The 13757-nt window shown below is 36.0% G+C and carries 17 protein-coding genes; 5 read left to right on the forward strand and 12 right to left on the reverse strand.

What is annotated here, in order from left to right; translation table 11 throughout:
• Positions 1–8 precede the first annotated feature (8 nt).
• From ACQKIH_RS15085 to ACQKIH_RS15095, 3 genes are read right to left on the reverse strand one after another with little or no spacing between them, the layout of a single operon-like run.
• Positions 9–1043 (reverse strand): M50 family metallopeptidase, encoded by a 1035-nt coding sequence (locus ACQKIH_RS15085; RefSeq protein ID WP_427767453.1) that lies wholly within the window; start codon positions 1041–1043, stop codon positions 9–11.
• A gap of 11 nt (positions 1044–1054) precedes the next feature.
• Entirely contained in the window at positions 1055–1579 is a 525-nt protein-coding gene (locus ACQKIH_RS15090; protein WP_427767456.1) for a DUF2812 domain-containing protein, read from the reverse strand.
• On the reverse strand, positions 1572–1895 hold the full coding sequence (locus ACQKIH_RS15095; protein ID WP_427767459.1) for a PadR family transcriptional regulator: 324 nt from the start codon (positions 1893–1895) through the stop codon (positions 1572–1574). Before ACQKIH_RS15095 ends, ACQKIH_RS15090 begins: the two co-directional genes overlap by 8 nt.
• Before the next feature lie 646 nt (positions 1896–2541).
• Between ACQKIH_RS15095 and ACQKIH_RS15100 the strand changes: the two genes are divergently transcribed.
• On the forward strand, positions 2542–3171 hold the full coding sequence (locus ACQKIH_RS15100) for a DUF2306 domain-containing protein (protein WP_427767461.1): 630 nt from the start codon (positions 2542–2544) through the stop codon (positions 3169–3171).
• Positions 3172–3565: 394 nt separating this feature from the next.
• Here the strand turns inward: ACQKIH_RS15100 and ACQKIH_RS15105 are convergent, their stop codons facing one another.
• The 9 genes from ACQKIH_RS15105 to ACQKIH_RS15145 form a co-directional block, all read right to left on the reverse strand.
• On the reverse strand, positions 3566–4102 hold the full coding sequence (locus tag ACQKIH_RS15105; protein ID WP_427767646.1) for a D-glycero-alpha-D-manno-heptose-1,7-bisphosphate 7-phosphatase: 537 nt from the start codon (positions 4100–4102) through the stop codon (positions 3566–3568).
• 685 nt (positions 4103–4787) lie between these two features.
• On the reverse strand, positions 4788–5204 hold the full coding sequence (locus tag ACQKIH_RS15110) for a VOC family protein (RefSeq protein WP_427767464.1): 417 nt from the start codon (positions 5202–5204) through the stop codon (positions 4788–4790).
• 206 nt (positions 5205–5410) lie between these two features.
• A complete protein-coding gene (locus ACQKIH_RS15115) occupies positions 5411–5596 on the reverse strand; it encodes a hypothetical protein (RefSeq protein ID WP_057983820.1) in 186 nt (61 codons plus the stop codon).
• Between the two features lie 295 nt (positions 5597–5891).
• Complete coding sequence (locus ACQKIH_RS15120; protein ID WP_427767467.1) at positions 5892–7460, reverse strand: hypothetical protein; 1569 nt, start codon at positions 7458–7460, stop codon at positions 5892–5894.
• Positions 7453–7965: a sigma-70 family RNA polymerase sigma factor gene (locus tag ACQKIH_RS15125; protein WP_427767469.1), complete on the reverse strand. Its 513-nt coding sequence runs from the start codon at positions 7963–7965 to the stop codon at positions 7453–7455. The genes ACQKIH_RS15120 and ACQKIH_RS15125 overlap by 8 nt, the downstream gene beginning before the upstream one ends.
• A gap of 124 nt (positions 7966–8089) precedes the next feature.
• Positions 8090–8293 (reverse strand): helix-turn-helix transcriptional regulator, encoded by a 204-nt coding sequence (locus ACQKIH_RS15130; protein WP_427767472.1) that lies wholly within the window; start codon positions 8291–8293, stop codon positions 8090–8092.
• Positions 8294–8596: a hypothetical protein gene (locus ACQKIH_RS15135; RefSeq protein ID WP_427767474.1), complete on the reverse strand. Its 303-nt coding sequence runs from the start codon at positions 8594–8596 to the stop codon at positions 8294–8296. It lies immediately after the preceding gene.
• Between the two features lie 159 nt (positions 8597–8755).
• Positions 8756–9832: a DUF2812 domain-containing protein gene (locus ACQKIH_RS15140; protein ID WP_427767477.1), complete on the reverse strand. Its 1077-nt coding sequence runs from the start codon at positions 9830–9832 to the stop codon at positions 8756–8758.
• Entirely contained in the window at positions 9829–10152 is a 324-nt protein-coding gene (locus tag ACQKIH_RS15145; RefSeq protein WP_427767479.1) for a PadR family transcriptional regulator, read from the reverse strand. Before ACQKIH_RS15145 ends, ACQKIH_RS15140 begins: the two co-directional genes overlap by 4 nt.
• A 171-nt stretch (positions 10153–10323) precedes the next feature.
• Between ACQKIH_RS15145 and ACQKIH_RS15150 the strand changes: the two genes are divergently transcribed.
• The 4 genes from ACQKIH_RS15150 to ACQKIH_RS15165 all read left to right on the forward strand — a co-directional run bounded on the left by ACQKIH_RS15150 (position 10324) and on the right by ACQKIH_RS15165 (position 13701).
• Positions 10324–11031: a response regulator transcription factor gene (locus tag ACQKIH_RS15150; protein ID WP_427767482.1), complete on the forward strand. Its 708-nt coding sequence runs from the start codon at positions 10324–10326 to the stop codon at positions 11029–11031.
• Positions 11021–12370 carry a sensor histidine kinase gene (locus ACQKIH_RS15155; RefSeq protein ID WP_427767485.1) on the forward strand — a complete coding sequence of 450 codons (1350 nt, stop codon included), beginning with the start codon at positions 11021–11023 and terminating at the stop codon, positions 12368–12370. The genes ACQKIH_RS15150 and ACQKIH_RS15155 overlap by 11 nt, the downstream gene beginning before the upstream one ends.
• On the forward strand, positions 12363–12878 hold the full coding sequence (locus ACQKIH_RS15160; RefSeq protein ID WP_427767487.1) for a PepSY domain-containing protein: 516 nt from the start codon (positions 12363–12365) through the stop codon (positions 12876–12878). The genes ACQKIH_RS15155 and ACQKIH_RS15160 overlap by 8 nt, the downstream gene beginning before the upstream one ends.
• A 280-nt stretch (positions 12879–13158) precedes the next feature.
• Complete coding sequence (locus ACQKIH_RS15165; RefSeq protein WP_427767489.1) at positions 13159–13701, forward strand: PepSY domain-containing protein; 543 nt, start codon at positions 13159–13161, stop codon at positions 13699–13701.
• Positions 13702–13757: the final 56 nt, after the last annotated feature.

The following is a 13757-nucleotide window of genomic DNA, read 5'->3' on the forward strand; positions in this document are numbered from 1 at the left end:
TGGAGTTATTATTTTAAATGCGCCTCAACTAAATCTGTCAGTCTTTCTTCAGCAAAATAAAAACCATAGAGCGATTTCCCTTTTTCAATTTGAGCGCGGTGTTCAGCTAGCTTTTTTGTCGCCAACGCTTCATTACCAGCTAGCTTTGCAATCATCCATTCACTGCGCTTATAACTAACCGGCTCAACCGGCATCATCATACGATGTAGCTCTCGCAATTGCTCTACCGTTACTCGTCCTTGCATTACCAAATCTAGTTGCTTTACATGCGTTATAAATTGCAACATCATTTTATTTTTCTTCGTCACTGGCAGTGTTTTATAAGCCGCAATCTCTTGCGATGCAGCCTCAAACCCACATGTAAGTAAATCATAATAAAACAGTAAGTAGCTATTGCTTATATTGCCTTCAGCCGCCTGTGCTGTTCTTGTCTGCTCAACTAAATGACTTGACCATGAAGTCGGATGCGCTGGTGACATCATTTCCTTCATTAATAATATCGAGCTAACAAGCTGTTCCTTGTTCGCACCATTTGCGAGTAGATCTAGCATGACACGCCCATCTGATTTAAACCCGCCTTTAAATGGAAGGGCTGTTACAATAAAAATCCCCAAATTCAGAAAACCGAATAACTCTATCCATTGTAAATCAAACAGAAAACCGAAAATAAATAATCCAATACTAACTAAAAGAGAAATAATGGGCCCGCCTGCTGCAAACCAAAAATGCTGACGACTAATTGTTTGTAAATCGTCCGTCTTCGGTGAGCAACTTGCTATACCACCGAAAAATGCCCAGCTTTTATTCGCACTTATTTTGCCGCGCTCAATCGTAATCGGTCCTGCTGTTAAAAAGTTAAATTGATACCCTGCCACAACACCAAATACGACATGCCCTAGCTCATGAATGAAAAACGTTACAATTGCTAGCAAAGCAAATCCACCAATTTCTTGCATGGTCTCTGCCTGATCCGTAAACTGAAGAGCTAGTATAACAAGTGCAAACAAAACAGTTGCACCTAATGGACTTTTCCAAAATTGCATAGCTATTCCCCCTATTGTAATCGTAAACGACGATATGTTAATGCAATATACATACTGATACATGGAACCATTAACATTAAAGAAACTACAAATACCACTTCAAACACTACGCTCATTGCCCCACCTGTGAACAACATCAATACATAAGTAATTACTGTGAAACATACTGTCATCCAAATAGCAGGCATAATCGAATTTTGTAGACGCAACAGCTTTTCCGCCTTCGTTTCCCTGTCCGAATAAATCGGCTCGGTCCCAACTGGTGCCTTAAATAAATGCGTATTATAACTTGTACAAACATGCTCCCAGCCGGCGTACTCAAACATCGCAAAATATTCATCTTCATCGCCTTTTGCTAAATGATGGATGTCGATACTAAAGTCGACTAATTCTGGCTCCCCTTTTTCTAACTCATAGCCCATTCCCCTATAACGCTTGACGTTCCAACCTTTACTAGCAAACTTTTTTAATCGCTTTAAATCACTGTTCTCTGAAAATGCAATGCCACCTGATGTGAAATATTTCGTTTTAGTCATGCGAATCTTCCCCCTGTAGTCCGATTTGTGCAAAGTGAATCATTTTTTGCCGTCGTACCAGATCATGATGTAGCACCGAGCGTCCTTTATCCGTCAATGTGTACACCTTTCGACGCGAATCACTCTCGTCATAGGGCACAATATATTCCTCGCCTATTAACTTTTTAATATTCGTATAAAGCGATGCTGGGCCAATTTTTACTTCGCCCCCTGTTAGCTCTTCAATTTCACTCATTACCGCGTAACCATGCTTCGGCTGTGCAAAAGCTGCCATAATATAAAAAACGGAATCCGTTAGCTGCACGAAAGATTTCATATTTTGTTACCTCCTTATATCACTTTATGATATATCTAAAACTAATATATCACAAAGTGATATAGTGTCAATGAAATTTCTAAATAATTGGATTTAAAACAAATCATGGGATCCCAACAAATAAGGATGGAATAAGATTTCAAAAATTTGATGATAATAATTCACAATTTCATTATGTTCAACCAAACAATATGCTATATAATGGTTCGGTCTGATAGTATAAAATGGTTGTGTATTTAAAATTTCAAAATTTTTTATATGATGGATTCGATTAAATGGATACAATTGCTTTTGAGTTTTTTTGCACCTACAGCAATTTTCCCGCCTGAAAATATAATAGTAAAGTTGGTAATAGCTGTAGAGAAAGACTAGTCAACAGTGGCGTTAATGACGTAGTAATTGATCCGAACGCTGAAGGTTATTTTAGTTCCGTGTGGAGTTGGAGATATGTATGCGGATGGTTCCGATTCGATTAATGGGCATGATTTTAATAAAAATTAGACACTAAAGGATTCAGAAAAACTGGAGGATCTTTTAAAGAAGAAGTTTTAACTTGTTTAGTTGGACATTATTCGCTGCATACTCTTTGCACCCATTATAATGACTAATCCTTCTATACTTTTATAAAACTGAGGAGGATAGGTATATGAAGCAACGCAAATTCCTAATTATGATTTTATCAATTATTTCAGTAATGTGGATAATGCATACACTAACAAAGAATTTTGTAGTTGATCCAAGTTTTCGGGGATTCCTATCAAAAAAAGATGAACTTCTTTCTAATCAAATGCTATGGTTATTGATGATACGAGTTCATATTATTCTTGCGATAATTACACTCCTTACAGGACCTCTCGGAATAATTAAGCGATTACGTTTGAAATTCTTAACATTTCATCGATGGAATGGTCGAGTCTATGTTTTATCTATTGTGTTAAACTTTATTCCCGGTTTATACGTTTCTTTCTTTGCGACAGGTGGCTGGCCAAGTACAATAGGGTTTCTTACCTTAAATACACTATGGCTTATAACAACAATATTCGCTTATATATACATAAAAAGAAAAGACGTCTTACGGCATAGTCAATGGATCACTAGAAGTTTCTTTCTATCCTTTTCCAATATGACTATTTATATCATTGTCGCAATTACACATAGTGGATTAGATCTTTCCTACAGTCTTTCATATACAATCGCTGTATGGCTTTGCTGGATTTTCAATTTAGCAATAGCAGAAATTGTGATTAGAAAAAAATACTTATATGATATTAAATAACTACGAGCCTTTTTAACATTTTAATTTGGAGTAAAAGGTCTCTTAGATCCTTTAAGACCATTAAACATTCCTTAATATTGTTAAAATTGGGGTAATCGTTTTGAAAATATGCTTATCGCTGAAAGTCCGCATTTTCTTGACGCTACCCCTAATTTCTTTCATCCCCCATTTTTCTACCTCTAGATTTAGTGCATAACGCCAATATTTAATACAGTTTATTCTATTTCCTACTTAAAATAAACTGCACTGTTAGTTCAATAACCTCAATGAAAAAGAACGGATTCCACCGCTTGAAATCCGTTCTTCTTTCATTCTTTATATTAGCTCTATCCCGTGACCACTTCACAATGCGTTGAGATAAAAACACCCATAATGGATAATTTTCCACTGTGGGTTATTTCTTATCATTTTTAATATCACGAATAATCCATTGTACTGCCTCTTTTAAATTTGGATACACTGCATTTGCTAATGGATCACTCTCACCTATAAAAACGGTTCTTGTACCTGCTTTTTTACCTGCCTGAATATCCGTATCAGTATCTCCAACCATATATGATTTTTCAAGATCAATTTTGTGTTTTTCTCCTAAATCTAAAATCATTTTGCTATTAGGTTTTCTACATTCACACCCAGCCTTTGGTTTATGCGGACAATAGGCAATCTCATGAATCGTTGCTCCCTTTTTCTCCAGTTCAGCCACCATATAGTCATGAATTTTATGTAACTGCTTTTCCTTCATATAACCTAATCCAATTCCACCTTGATTTGTTACGACAAACACAAAATCAAAATACTCATTTAAACTTTTAATTGCTTCTTCTACACCAGGTAAAAAATAAAATTGATTCGGTTCGTTTACAAATTTCACTCGATCAGTTATTACTTCATTTATTACTCCATCTCGATCTAAAAAAACTGCCCTTTTCAATCCAATCACACCCTTAATTTTTAACATTACTTTTATTATGTGAAAAATTAAAGGATATAAGCAGTCTTATTTCAGATGTCCACTAATTTCCATAATGAAATCAATCCGTTAAAAAAAATTTTAAAATATTTCTTTCATTTTCTTATATCTTTTTTGTGAAAAACTTCAATTTTACTTCAACTACAATTATTTCAATAAGTGCAACTAACCATACAAATAGAAGACTTTAAAATTTGTTATAGATTTCCTTTAATAACATTCTAGTAGATTAATTGCCCCTTCTAATACCTAATTAACCTTCTCTCTACAACCCAACTGCTCCATCAATAAATTCATTCCTTATGCATTTACCCTTCGGTAATAGAAGTACCATGTTAAGTTGGATGGTATACTGATCTTCAATTGATTGGAAACAAAACAGCAGTAAATCACCAGATGAGTATTTAGAAAATCAAGTTTGATAATTAGGCATCTATTAAAGAATGAAATATCATAATGTAATTTAAAAAGCGTTATTTTATTGGGGTAACGCTTTTATTCTACAGCTACTACCCTATTTCAATAGTTGAATATGAATTATTTTATAAATTGTTATTCCATTAAATGGCCCGATTGTTAAACAAAAGTTAAACAACGATCTTCAACTAATTGCTGCGTTAGTGCAATATGAAAATAGTTCTTTCTATTACGTGATTAGATATTTTTCTTTGAAAATTGGACTTAATTCACTCCACACATCAAATTTATTACCATCTAAATCAAAGAAAACAAAGTTCCTACCAGAGTGTCCTCTGTTTTCAATTCCTCCAACTCTTATCTCTTTAACAATAAAATCTCTATGAATTGCCTTAAATGCAGTTAGTCCATTAACTTCAAATGTTATAGAAAAACGTTTTATACCATAACAATCATAGAAGTTAGAACTTTGATTTTCTTTAGATTTAACAAGAAAAATACTTTGGTTTGCAAAATTAAGTATTGCTTTGTCTTCGTCTTTATAGCTTAACTCTGCCCCCAATTTGTTTACATACCATTCAGAAGAATTTTCTACATTAGTTACTGGAATATAGGTAGTTCCTACCCTTAGCAACTTTTCGCTCATTTTATCGACTCCTTCTAATATCCCTTTTTTCTTATTGAACTAAACTGCCCTGTTAGCCATCCATGTAGAGCAAAACCAGCGCTACACCACAGAGAATGAAAGATTATGACGTTCTTTCATGAGAGTTCAATAAAGAAAAAAAGGCTGCATATACAACTCAATGTTCTTCAAGTAAAGCCCCCATTACTTAAATAAGTTATAAATTATTAATTCTGATTCTTCATAGCCCTTGTTACAATACGGGACACTAAATAACCCATACCCCCAAGCCCTAAAATGCCTACTATAATAAGCAAAGGAGTTTGTTCAGCATACAGCATACCTACGACAAATAAGATAAAACACAGTATTATTCCAACAATACTGAACATGGTGTTTTGTTTAAAACCCAATAATTTTACCCCCTTTATATTTTGCACATCATTTTAAACTAAACTGCGCTGTTAGTTCAATTACTTCAACAAAAATATCTTTAATCCTTTTTTATTATACTAACTCCAACCAAACCACCGCTTCACAGTGTGTTTTAAGTGTGAACATATTATAGAATCTAATTTTGGTGTTGAGCAAAAAAGGTGACTACAAAAAAACGAATTATCCTAATGTGAAAATACACCCTTTCATCGAGCTCGAAAGGATGCGTTTTTCATATATTGTTCGTAGATTTTTCAGAGTAATAGCTATTCCTTATTCATCCAAATTCCCTTTAACCGTACTATAAACTACTTTCCATACTCCATCTTCCTTTTTCATTGGAAGTTGGTAAATAATTTCTTTTGAAAATTCGTCGGTCCAACGTATTTTTTGATCATCCGCTGTTAACTGTGCTTTTCCTGCCGCATAAATTTCAAATAATAGGCGTTGCTTCATTGATTTTGTAACTGCTTTATTAGTCAGCTGAATCCACGTATCATAATCCATTAACTCCTCACTTTGAGCAAACAACGCATACATCGCCTTATAATCTTCCAAATAATTCGCATATAAATACAATTTCGCTACCGTTTGTGGGGCTATGTCTTGTAACAACGGCTTGATCGCATCCTCGTTAAAATTAGCGGAATCCATCCCCTGCACAATTTGCTGAAATTCATTAAATAACGCTAATTCCTGCTCGGTCATCGTATTGGTCACATTGTCTAAATCATAACCGAGTACCTTGCCTTTAATGTCATACTTGGAAACCATCCCGCGCAGTCCATCACTTGCCCAGTGGTCTGGATAAACCATCACTTCATCACGGTTCGGACTGCCGTAAGACTCATAATTTTTTTTATAAATACCCGTATCTCCATCAAAATTGGCGTGCATATAAAAAGGCTGCGGTGTGTTAAATTTATGCCAAACTAATGTATTTTCAATTAACGTAACTTCCGTCGGATTATCCATAATAATTCGTGTCACTTCAAGCTCCCCATCGCGCTCAATGACAATAACATCACCTATTCGATATTGATTTCCCGCATAATAATACGGATCAATGAGTAGCGGAAATTTATTATATTCCTCATTTCCTCGGAGCATCGTATCCCCTTTATAATCAAGAGTTTGCTCCTCACGATTTCCCTCGATTGCAGGCACATAAACCGAAGTATTCGTATAGTATTCCGCCAAATGCTGTCGTTTCCCATCTGATTGTGCATAGACTGGAGTATGCTTGGAATTCGCTGCTCCGAACCATACACGCAGCCCATCCTTCGCTTCTACAATCTTAGCTTCTTCATCGCCAATAAAGATTTTTTCCGTTGATTCGTCTTGAATAAGACCAACTTTATAAGGTAAATTATTTAATTCAAAGTCATCCCAATGATTCAAGTTTGATGTAAATAAAACGGTATGCTCCTCAAATTCCCAGTTGTTATTTATAAATTTTGCTCGTTGGAAATGAATCGTATCCCCTCCATGCTCTATATCCTTTACAATGAAAAACCCGTCATTGTTTATCGTAAAAGGAACTTCTGTATAGAGTACTTCAACATTGTTCATTTGCCATTGTTGCTTAAATGCTTCCACTAGCGATTCCTCTGAAAACTTTTGATTTAATTCCGTCGTTTGCGCGGGCAGTTGCTGAGCTGGGGGTACAGTTAATAAGAATGAGCCTATTCCAATCGCTGCTGTCACAACAATTGCTGGCAACCATTGCTGTTTTTTGCGTTTTTCCTTTGCATGAACGCCTTCAATAACCGCGCGTTTTTGCCCATCACTTAGCTTACGTTCACAAAAGATTTTCTCACGTTCTTTTTGGAATTTATTCATTTAAAAGTTCCTCCCACCCCAACGTTTCGACGCGCACCTTTAACATTTCACGTGCCCGGCGCAATCTTGTTTTTACGGTGTTTTCTGAAATACTTAGTAGCCCAGCCATTTCGATCGTCGTCATGTCTTCATAATAAAAAAGAACAATACTTTCACGATATTTTATAGGTAGCTGTAGCACGTGCTTCATTAATTCACTGTGCTCGATTTGCGCCTCAAATTCATAGGAATGCGTCTGTTTTTGCCCAAATAATTTGCCTAGTGTTCGCTTTCGTGATGCCCAGCTACGCAAATAATCGGTGCATTTATGTATGGTGATTTTCGTTAAATATGTTTTGATGCTCGCCCTACCTTCAAAGCTTGCATAGGACTTAAAATATTGAATGAATGATTCCTGAACAATATCCTCCGCAGCCACCCAGTCTTTGACATACATAAAACTGACTTGCAGCAAATACGGGCTATAGATATCCATCAAATCATGCATTTCCTCATTCGTTAACATAACGCACCTCCTTTTTTCACTACTTAGACGGAAGTAGTTGTTAATTTAGTTTCATGAAAATAAATGCTATTTTTAATTTAGAAGAAGTGCATAAAAAAAGACCTCTATAATGAGGCCAATTTTATCAGTTATTAGCCCATTCGTTAATAAACAGCTCATCAACCGTGGTAATAAGTACAGAAGCGATACTAAAGGCTAATTGTAAAGTTGGATCATATTTATCATTTTCAATCGCATTAATCGTTTGCCTTGTAACATTACAAAGTTTAGCGAGCTCCTCTTGTGACAACTTTGCAGACTTTCTTAATTCCTTAATATTATTCTTCAATTAACCACCATATTTCTTCTTTAATAATAGTAAAGCAAGTAAATATATAACTGAAATTACCACAAGAAAGGGTACCGGATCAATCCCATCGTAGGAAGTATCAGTCCAAAAAGTTAGATAAACGCTTTCAATAATTTCAATTAATAGCATACCAATTACCACCGTAAAAGCATATGACTGAGCTTTCATTCGAATAGAGTTAGTCCTTTCATCCCCCAATTTAGGCAATGACGCGAGCGTAATAATTATTAGCAGGACACAAATTGCTAAAACAGCAAAAAGCAAAACAGCGATCCAATCCATACTTCCAGCCTCCTTATTTTCTTGAAATGTCAAAAGTATTTGACAACTCAACTGTAAACATCTCCCTTTCAAATGTCAAATTTATTTTACATAATAAACGTATAAAAAATCAAAAAAGGGGGTTCACCATATTGATGAACCCCCTTTTTAAAATTTCGACTAAGCTTCCAGATATAGCATTTTTTTCTCGTGACGGTAGCCTTGAATGGCCTTGAAATAAAAGTAGACACAAAAAATACTGAGCACAAAATTGATGCTGGTTAAAATCGTAAAAAAATTCCATTCCAAAAACAATCCATTTATCTGAAATTGTGTGTAGAAATTAAATCCATTTACCAATAATAAAAACCCAAAAATTATTGTCGACATTTTTAAATTACGTTTCATTCCTTGCAGTCTCTCTTCCAAAACATACGTAATTTTAGGTTCTGGCTCCACCGCATTGTAAGGCATCCCCCAAATGCTGCTATTCCAGTAGGATGTATTCGATGTATGTTTTAGTTGCCAGCCCATCTCTTGATGAAGCTGATAATAGGAGCTGTTCACCGAATTCTCATACAAAATTTCATAGCTAATTTTTTCACTCGTTCTCGGTACAAAATAAAAAAATATGTTTGATGCACGCTCTAATTCATAACCTTCTTCAAATAATTGATTGAGCCACTTTTTTGTATAGTACGGCTGATAAAACCAACCAATGCGCAATTTTCTCTTCGCTTTTATACGCCGCTGACTCATCGGCAAACCCAAATATTTTTTCTCCTTTTTACGGAAATAGGAGTAAACGGCCCAAACACTGCCCAATTGAAACGCATGCATCGCAAAAAACGCTAATAATATCATCTGAAAGGATACTCTACCCGATAACATAGTCATCATCAATAACGGCAAAATAATAATTGGAATAAGGAATGATAGCAGGATTGATAATACTAAAAAGCGTGTACGCAAACGTTTAAATGCTTTTTCTCGTGACGGGAATATTGTTGCTTGCTCTGATGATAATAATGTCCATTTCTTTTTTCGCCAAATAAACTCCCAGTCCGCTTGTGTTAATCGCTCTACGTCTGAGGCATAATCAAGTAAGTACGTGCACTGCTTTTTTCCACCTTCCTCAAACTCATATTGACTCAAATAATTTAACCGTGTAACATGCTGTCCTTTACTCGCCATGTCACTTAGCCATTGTTCCGTTTCCTCAATTCGGTAACTCCAAAACGGTCGCCATTTTTTCATTCCTTGCCCTCCTCGAATTGAATAATATGGTCATATAATTCTTTAATTCGCTTCATTTCCTGCTGTAAAATTTGTTGCCCTAATGTGGTCATTTCATAAATCGTTTTGCGCTCTTCATCCGAAAAGAGAACGATGAGCCCATCAGTTTGCATTTTCATGAGCGTGCCATAAATTGTGCCCGATCCAAGCTTTAGTCGTCCATTTGTGAGCGTTTCAATATTTTTTATAATGCCGTAGCCGTGTCGTGGCTCTGTTAGTGAAAAGAGTATATAGAAGGCCGTTTCTGTCATCGGATGATATTTTTTAAAGATTTTGTCCATAAGCCCCTCCTCTACTTCGTACCTCGACTATATCACGATGCGACATATTAATTCAATAATTTTCCACAAATTATTACTTCTCCATTGCAATGTAACCATACTTTCCATTACGATAAATGAAACATCGATGGGCAGTCTGTGCTCACTGATCAAAATAAGTAGGTGGCTAAAATGACACAAATATTAATTATTGAAGATGAACAGCAAATTGCACGCGTACTGCAATTAGAGCTTGGCTTTGAAGGCTATGAAACAACGATTGCGCACACAGGAACAGCTGGTTTATTGGCATTTCATGAAGGAAATTTCGAATTAATTTTATTAGATATTATGTTGCCTGAATTAAATGGACTTGAGGTATTGAAGCGCATTCGTAAACACAATGAAACGATTCCGGTCATTTTATTGACAGCTAAAGGTGAAATTCAAGATAAAGTAACTGGTCTTGATTACGGAGCAAATGATTATATGACAAAGCCGTTTGAATTTGATGAGTTACTTGCCCGAATTCGTGTGGCGCTGAGGTTTTCACTTAAATCGGCTGCTCCAGAAATACCGACGCATACATACGAATTTGCTGGCTTAACATTAAATGAAAATACTCGTGAAGTATGGCGTCAAAACAATCCAATCGACTTAACCCCACGTGAATTTGATTTGTTGACACATTTTATAAAACATCCGAAACTCGTGCAGTCACGTGAGCAGCTACTAAATGCGGTTTGGGGCTATGGCTATTACGGGGATACAAATGTTGTGGATGTATATGTTCGTTACTTACGTCAAAAAGTTGAAGTACATGTAAACCTTTCTCCCCTGCTGCATACCGTTCGTGGCGTTGGCTATGTATTAAAGGAGTCGGCTGCAAATGAAACTTAACACAAAGGTCAATATATTATCCACATTGCTGACGACTGTTATTTTGATTGGAAGCTTTACAGGCATTTATTTTTTATTTGAGGAGCTTGCTATTACGACTGAGGTGGAACAGTTGCAGGAACGGGCTTATGAGCTTTCGACTGCAGTCAGTTCTTTACAGTCGACTGATGGCATTGATACTATTTTTCGAGCGTATATTCCTACGAATGGCGCAATAATCGTTAAAGATCATGCTGCAAGAAAATTACTCCACCTCCAAATGACTTCAAAAAACATTGATTTTACTACGAATAGCAACGACCATTATTCGATGAAAATGATTGACGGCATTCCGCATATTGCGATGGATTTCCCACTCATTTGGCCGACACAGCAAGTAGTCGAGGCAAAATTCATTCAGCCTTTGCCGACCATTACGGAAAATTTAAATCGTTTACAAATTATATTACTATTAATAATGCTTATTGCGCTCATTCCCATTTATTTAGCCAGCCAATTATTAATTCGGCTTATTGTCAAACCAGTTCAACAATTAACCGCCACGATGGAACGTAATATTCAACAATCGAGCTATGAGCAAATTACGGTAAAAAGAAAGTCACATGATGAAATTGCGATGATGACCGTCACGTACAATAATTTAATGGCACAACTTGAAGTGCATCATGAAAAACAGCAACAATTTATTGGCAATGCTTCACATGAGTTAAAAACGCCTTTGACAGTAATTGAAAGCTACGCGAAATTATTAAAGCGGCGCGGTACTGAAAATCCTGAGGTAACAAATGAAGCACTCACTGCGATTATCCATGAAACAAATATGATGAAGCAAATGATCGAGCAAATGTTAGCATTAGCGAAAACGAGTGAAACAGCAAAAATAACGCTATCTCATATCGATTTCCAACATTTTACGAAGGACATTGCACAAAGTTTTCAGCAAGCGTATCACCGAACAATTGTCATAGACGTTCCAAATGTCATCATTGAAACGGATGTAGCCAAGCTTAAACAATTATTATTTATCTTTTTGGATAACGCACGAAAATATAGTGATGAGGAAATTAAGCTGACTGGTCTCGTAACGGATAGGATTGAAATACAAATTCAGGATACGGGCAAAGGCATTCCCCAAGAGGATATACCACATTTATTCGAACGCTTTTATCGCGTGACAAAAGACAGAAATCGTCAAACAGGTGGTGTTGGCATCGGACTTTCAATTGCCCGGGAAATATCGAGGCAGCTAAACGCGAAAATTGATGTCGAAAGTACACTTGAAATAGGGACAACAATCAAGATTCAGTTACCTTTAATCGGAGGTGCAACCATTGAATAGAAAGCGTATTTTCGTGATTGTTTCTTTCATTGTCCTAGTCATTTTTATGATTTATGCCATGCAACAGCTCCAGTCGAACACTGCATTAACGAAGGAACAGATGACTATCCAAATCGAAAAGGTGTATCAAGGTACTGTCGGATCCCTCATTAAAAAGAACGACTATTATATCGCAGATTTCGAAAAAAATGGATCAACCTATGAAGTGCAAATCAATCCTTACAATGGAGAATTTTCGAAGTTGCAGGCGATTTATATTGCGGAAAATACCGTAAAACCTGCTGATACTGCTGTAGAAGACATGGCACAGCAGCCACTACTTACGGAGACACAGGCCATCGATATTGCATTAAAAGAAATGAAGGGACATGTGGATTCCGTCAAATTTAAAGAAACGACTGACGGAGGAAATTACTTTATCGAAATTGAGCAGGACCATGATGACGAGGTGAAAATTCAAGTTCACGCAATTACAGGGAAAATTTTATCCATTCAATATGATGATTAATTTGCTTCAGCAAAATTCCTCTACTTCTAAAAGTGTGAGATGAATGTCCAGTATGCCATTAATTCAGTACCGGTTCAAAAAACCAGCTGAATCAAATTATAGCCCCAGCGGATGTCACAGATTTTGAAGAGGAGTTTTTCGAGCAGGCTCGAAAAAAATCTGGACGCACTTACGCCAAGGCGTAAGTGATTATTCTCATCAAATTCTAATGTTTCTCTCAGCAAGCTTTCATGTTGATGTTTTAAACTAAGGTTACAACAACAAAAAGGAGCGAAATAATATGAACAAAAAATTATTAGTTATTCCAGCATTATTAATAGCGATCGGTGGTGGTGCAGCTTTAGCACAAACCGATTTATTCGTAAACGCAGAGGAAAACCCGACCATCACTGCATCCAAGGCGAAGGAAATTGCTTTAAAAGAAGTAAAAGGAAACATTGTCAGCTTTGAATATGATGGAGACGACCGTACACCGCATTATGAAGTCGATATTGTAGATGGCAATGAAAAAGTTGAAATCAAAATTAATGCCGCAACCGGGGAAAGTAAAATTACTGAACGTAAGACAATTCAAAAGAAAAACGAAATATCTACACAACAAAACAATGCAATCACTACACAAAAAAATTATCTTTCATCAGAAAAAGCAGTTGAAATTGCCACATCAAAAACAAAAGGACAAGTTGTAAAAGTCGAACTTGATGAAGATGACAATGTCGTGCACTATGAAGTTGAAATCCGCAATGGAAAAACGGAATACGAATTTAAAATTGACGCTATAACAGGTGACGTTTTAGAATATGAGGAAGATTTAGAGGATTAAACTTTCTAGCTTGTGGTGAAATTCTCAAAGTAAAAGGTAAGCGAAAAGAGTATTTT

Origin of the sequence: Solibacillus cecembensis, from assembly GCF_050272495.1 — a bacterium.
Taxonomy (GTDB): Bacteria; Bacillota; Bacilli; order Bacillales_A; family Planococcaceae; genus Solibacillus; species Solibacillus cecembensis.

Excerpts from the sequence above, each read along its gene's own strand:
- ACQKIH_RS15085 (WP_427767453.1), bottom strand. The coding sequence starts at position 1,043 with ATGCAATTTTGGAAAAGTCCATTAGGTGCAACTGTTTTGTTTGCACTT.
- ACQKIH_RS15090 (WP_427767456.1), bottom strand. The coding sequence starts at position 1,579 with ATGACTAAAACGAAATATTTCACATCAGGTGGCATTGCATTTTCAGAG.
- ACQKIH_RS15095 (WP_427767459.1), bottom strand. The coding sequence starts at position 1,895 with ATGAAATCTTTCGTGCAGCTAACGGATTCCGTTTTTTATATTATGGCA.
- ACQKIH_RS15100 (WP_427767461.1), top strand. The coding sequence starts at position 2,542 with ATGAAGCAACGCAAATTCCTAATTATGATTTTATCAATTATTTCAGTA.
- ACQKIH_RS15110 (WP_427767464.1), bottom strand. The coding sequence starts at position 5,204 with ATGAGCGAAAAGTTGCTAAGGGTAGGAACTACCTATATTCCAGTAACT.
- ACQKIH_RS15120 (WP_427767467.1), bottom strand. The coding sequence starts at position 7,460 with ATGAATAAATTCCAAAAAGAACGTGAGAAAATCTTTTGTGAACGTAAG.
- ACQKIH_RS15125 (WP_427767469.1), bottom strand. The coding sequence starts at position 7,965 with ATGTTAACGAATGAGGAAATGCATGATTTGATGGATATCTATAGCCCG.
- ACQKIH_RS15135 (WP_427767474.1), bottom strand. The coding sequence starts at position 8,596 with ATGGATTGGATCGCTGTTTTGCTTTTTGCTGTTTTAGCAATTTGTGTC.
- ACQKIH_RS15140 (WP_427767477.1), bottom strand. The coding sequence starts at position 9,832 with ATGAAAAAATGGCGACCGTTTTGGAGTTACCGAATTGAGGAAACGGAA.
- ACQKIH_RS15145 (WP_427767479.1), bottom strand. The coding sequence starts at position 10,152 with ATGGACAAAATCTTTAAAAAATATCATCCGATGACAGAAACGGCCTTC.
- ACQKIH_RS15150 (WP_427767482.1), top strand. The coding sequence starts at position 10,324 with ATGACACAAATATTAATTATTGAAGATGAACAGCAAATTGCACGCGTA.
- ACQKIH_RS15155 (WP_427767485.1), top strand. The coding sequence starts at position 11,021 with ATGAAACTTAACACAAAGGTCAATATATTATCCACATTGCTGACGACT.
- ACQKIH_RS15165 (WP_427767489.1), top strand. The coding sequence starts at position 13,159 with ATGAACAAAAAATTATTAGTTATTCCAGCATTATTAATAGCGATCGGT.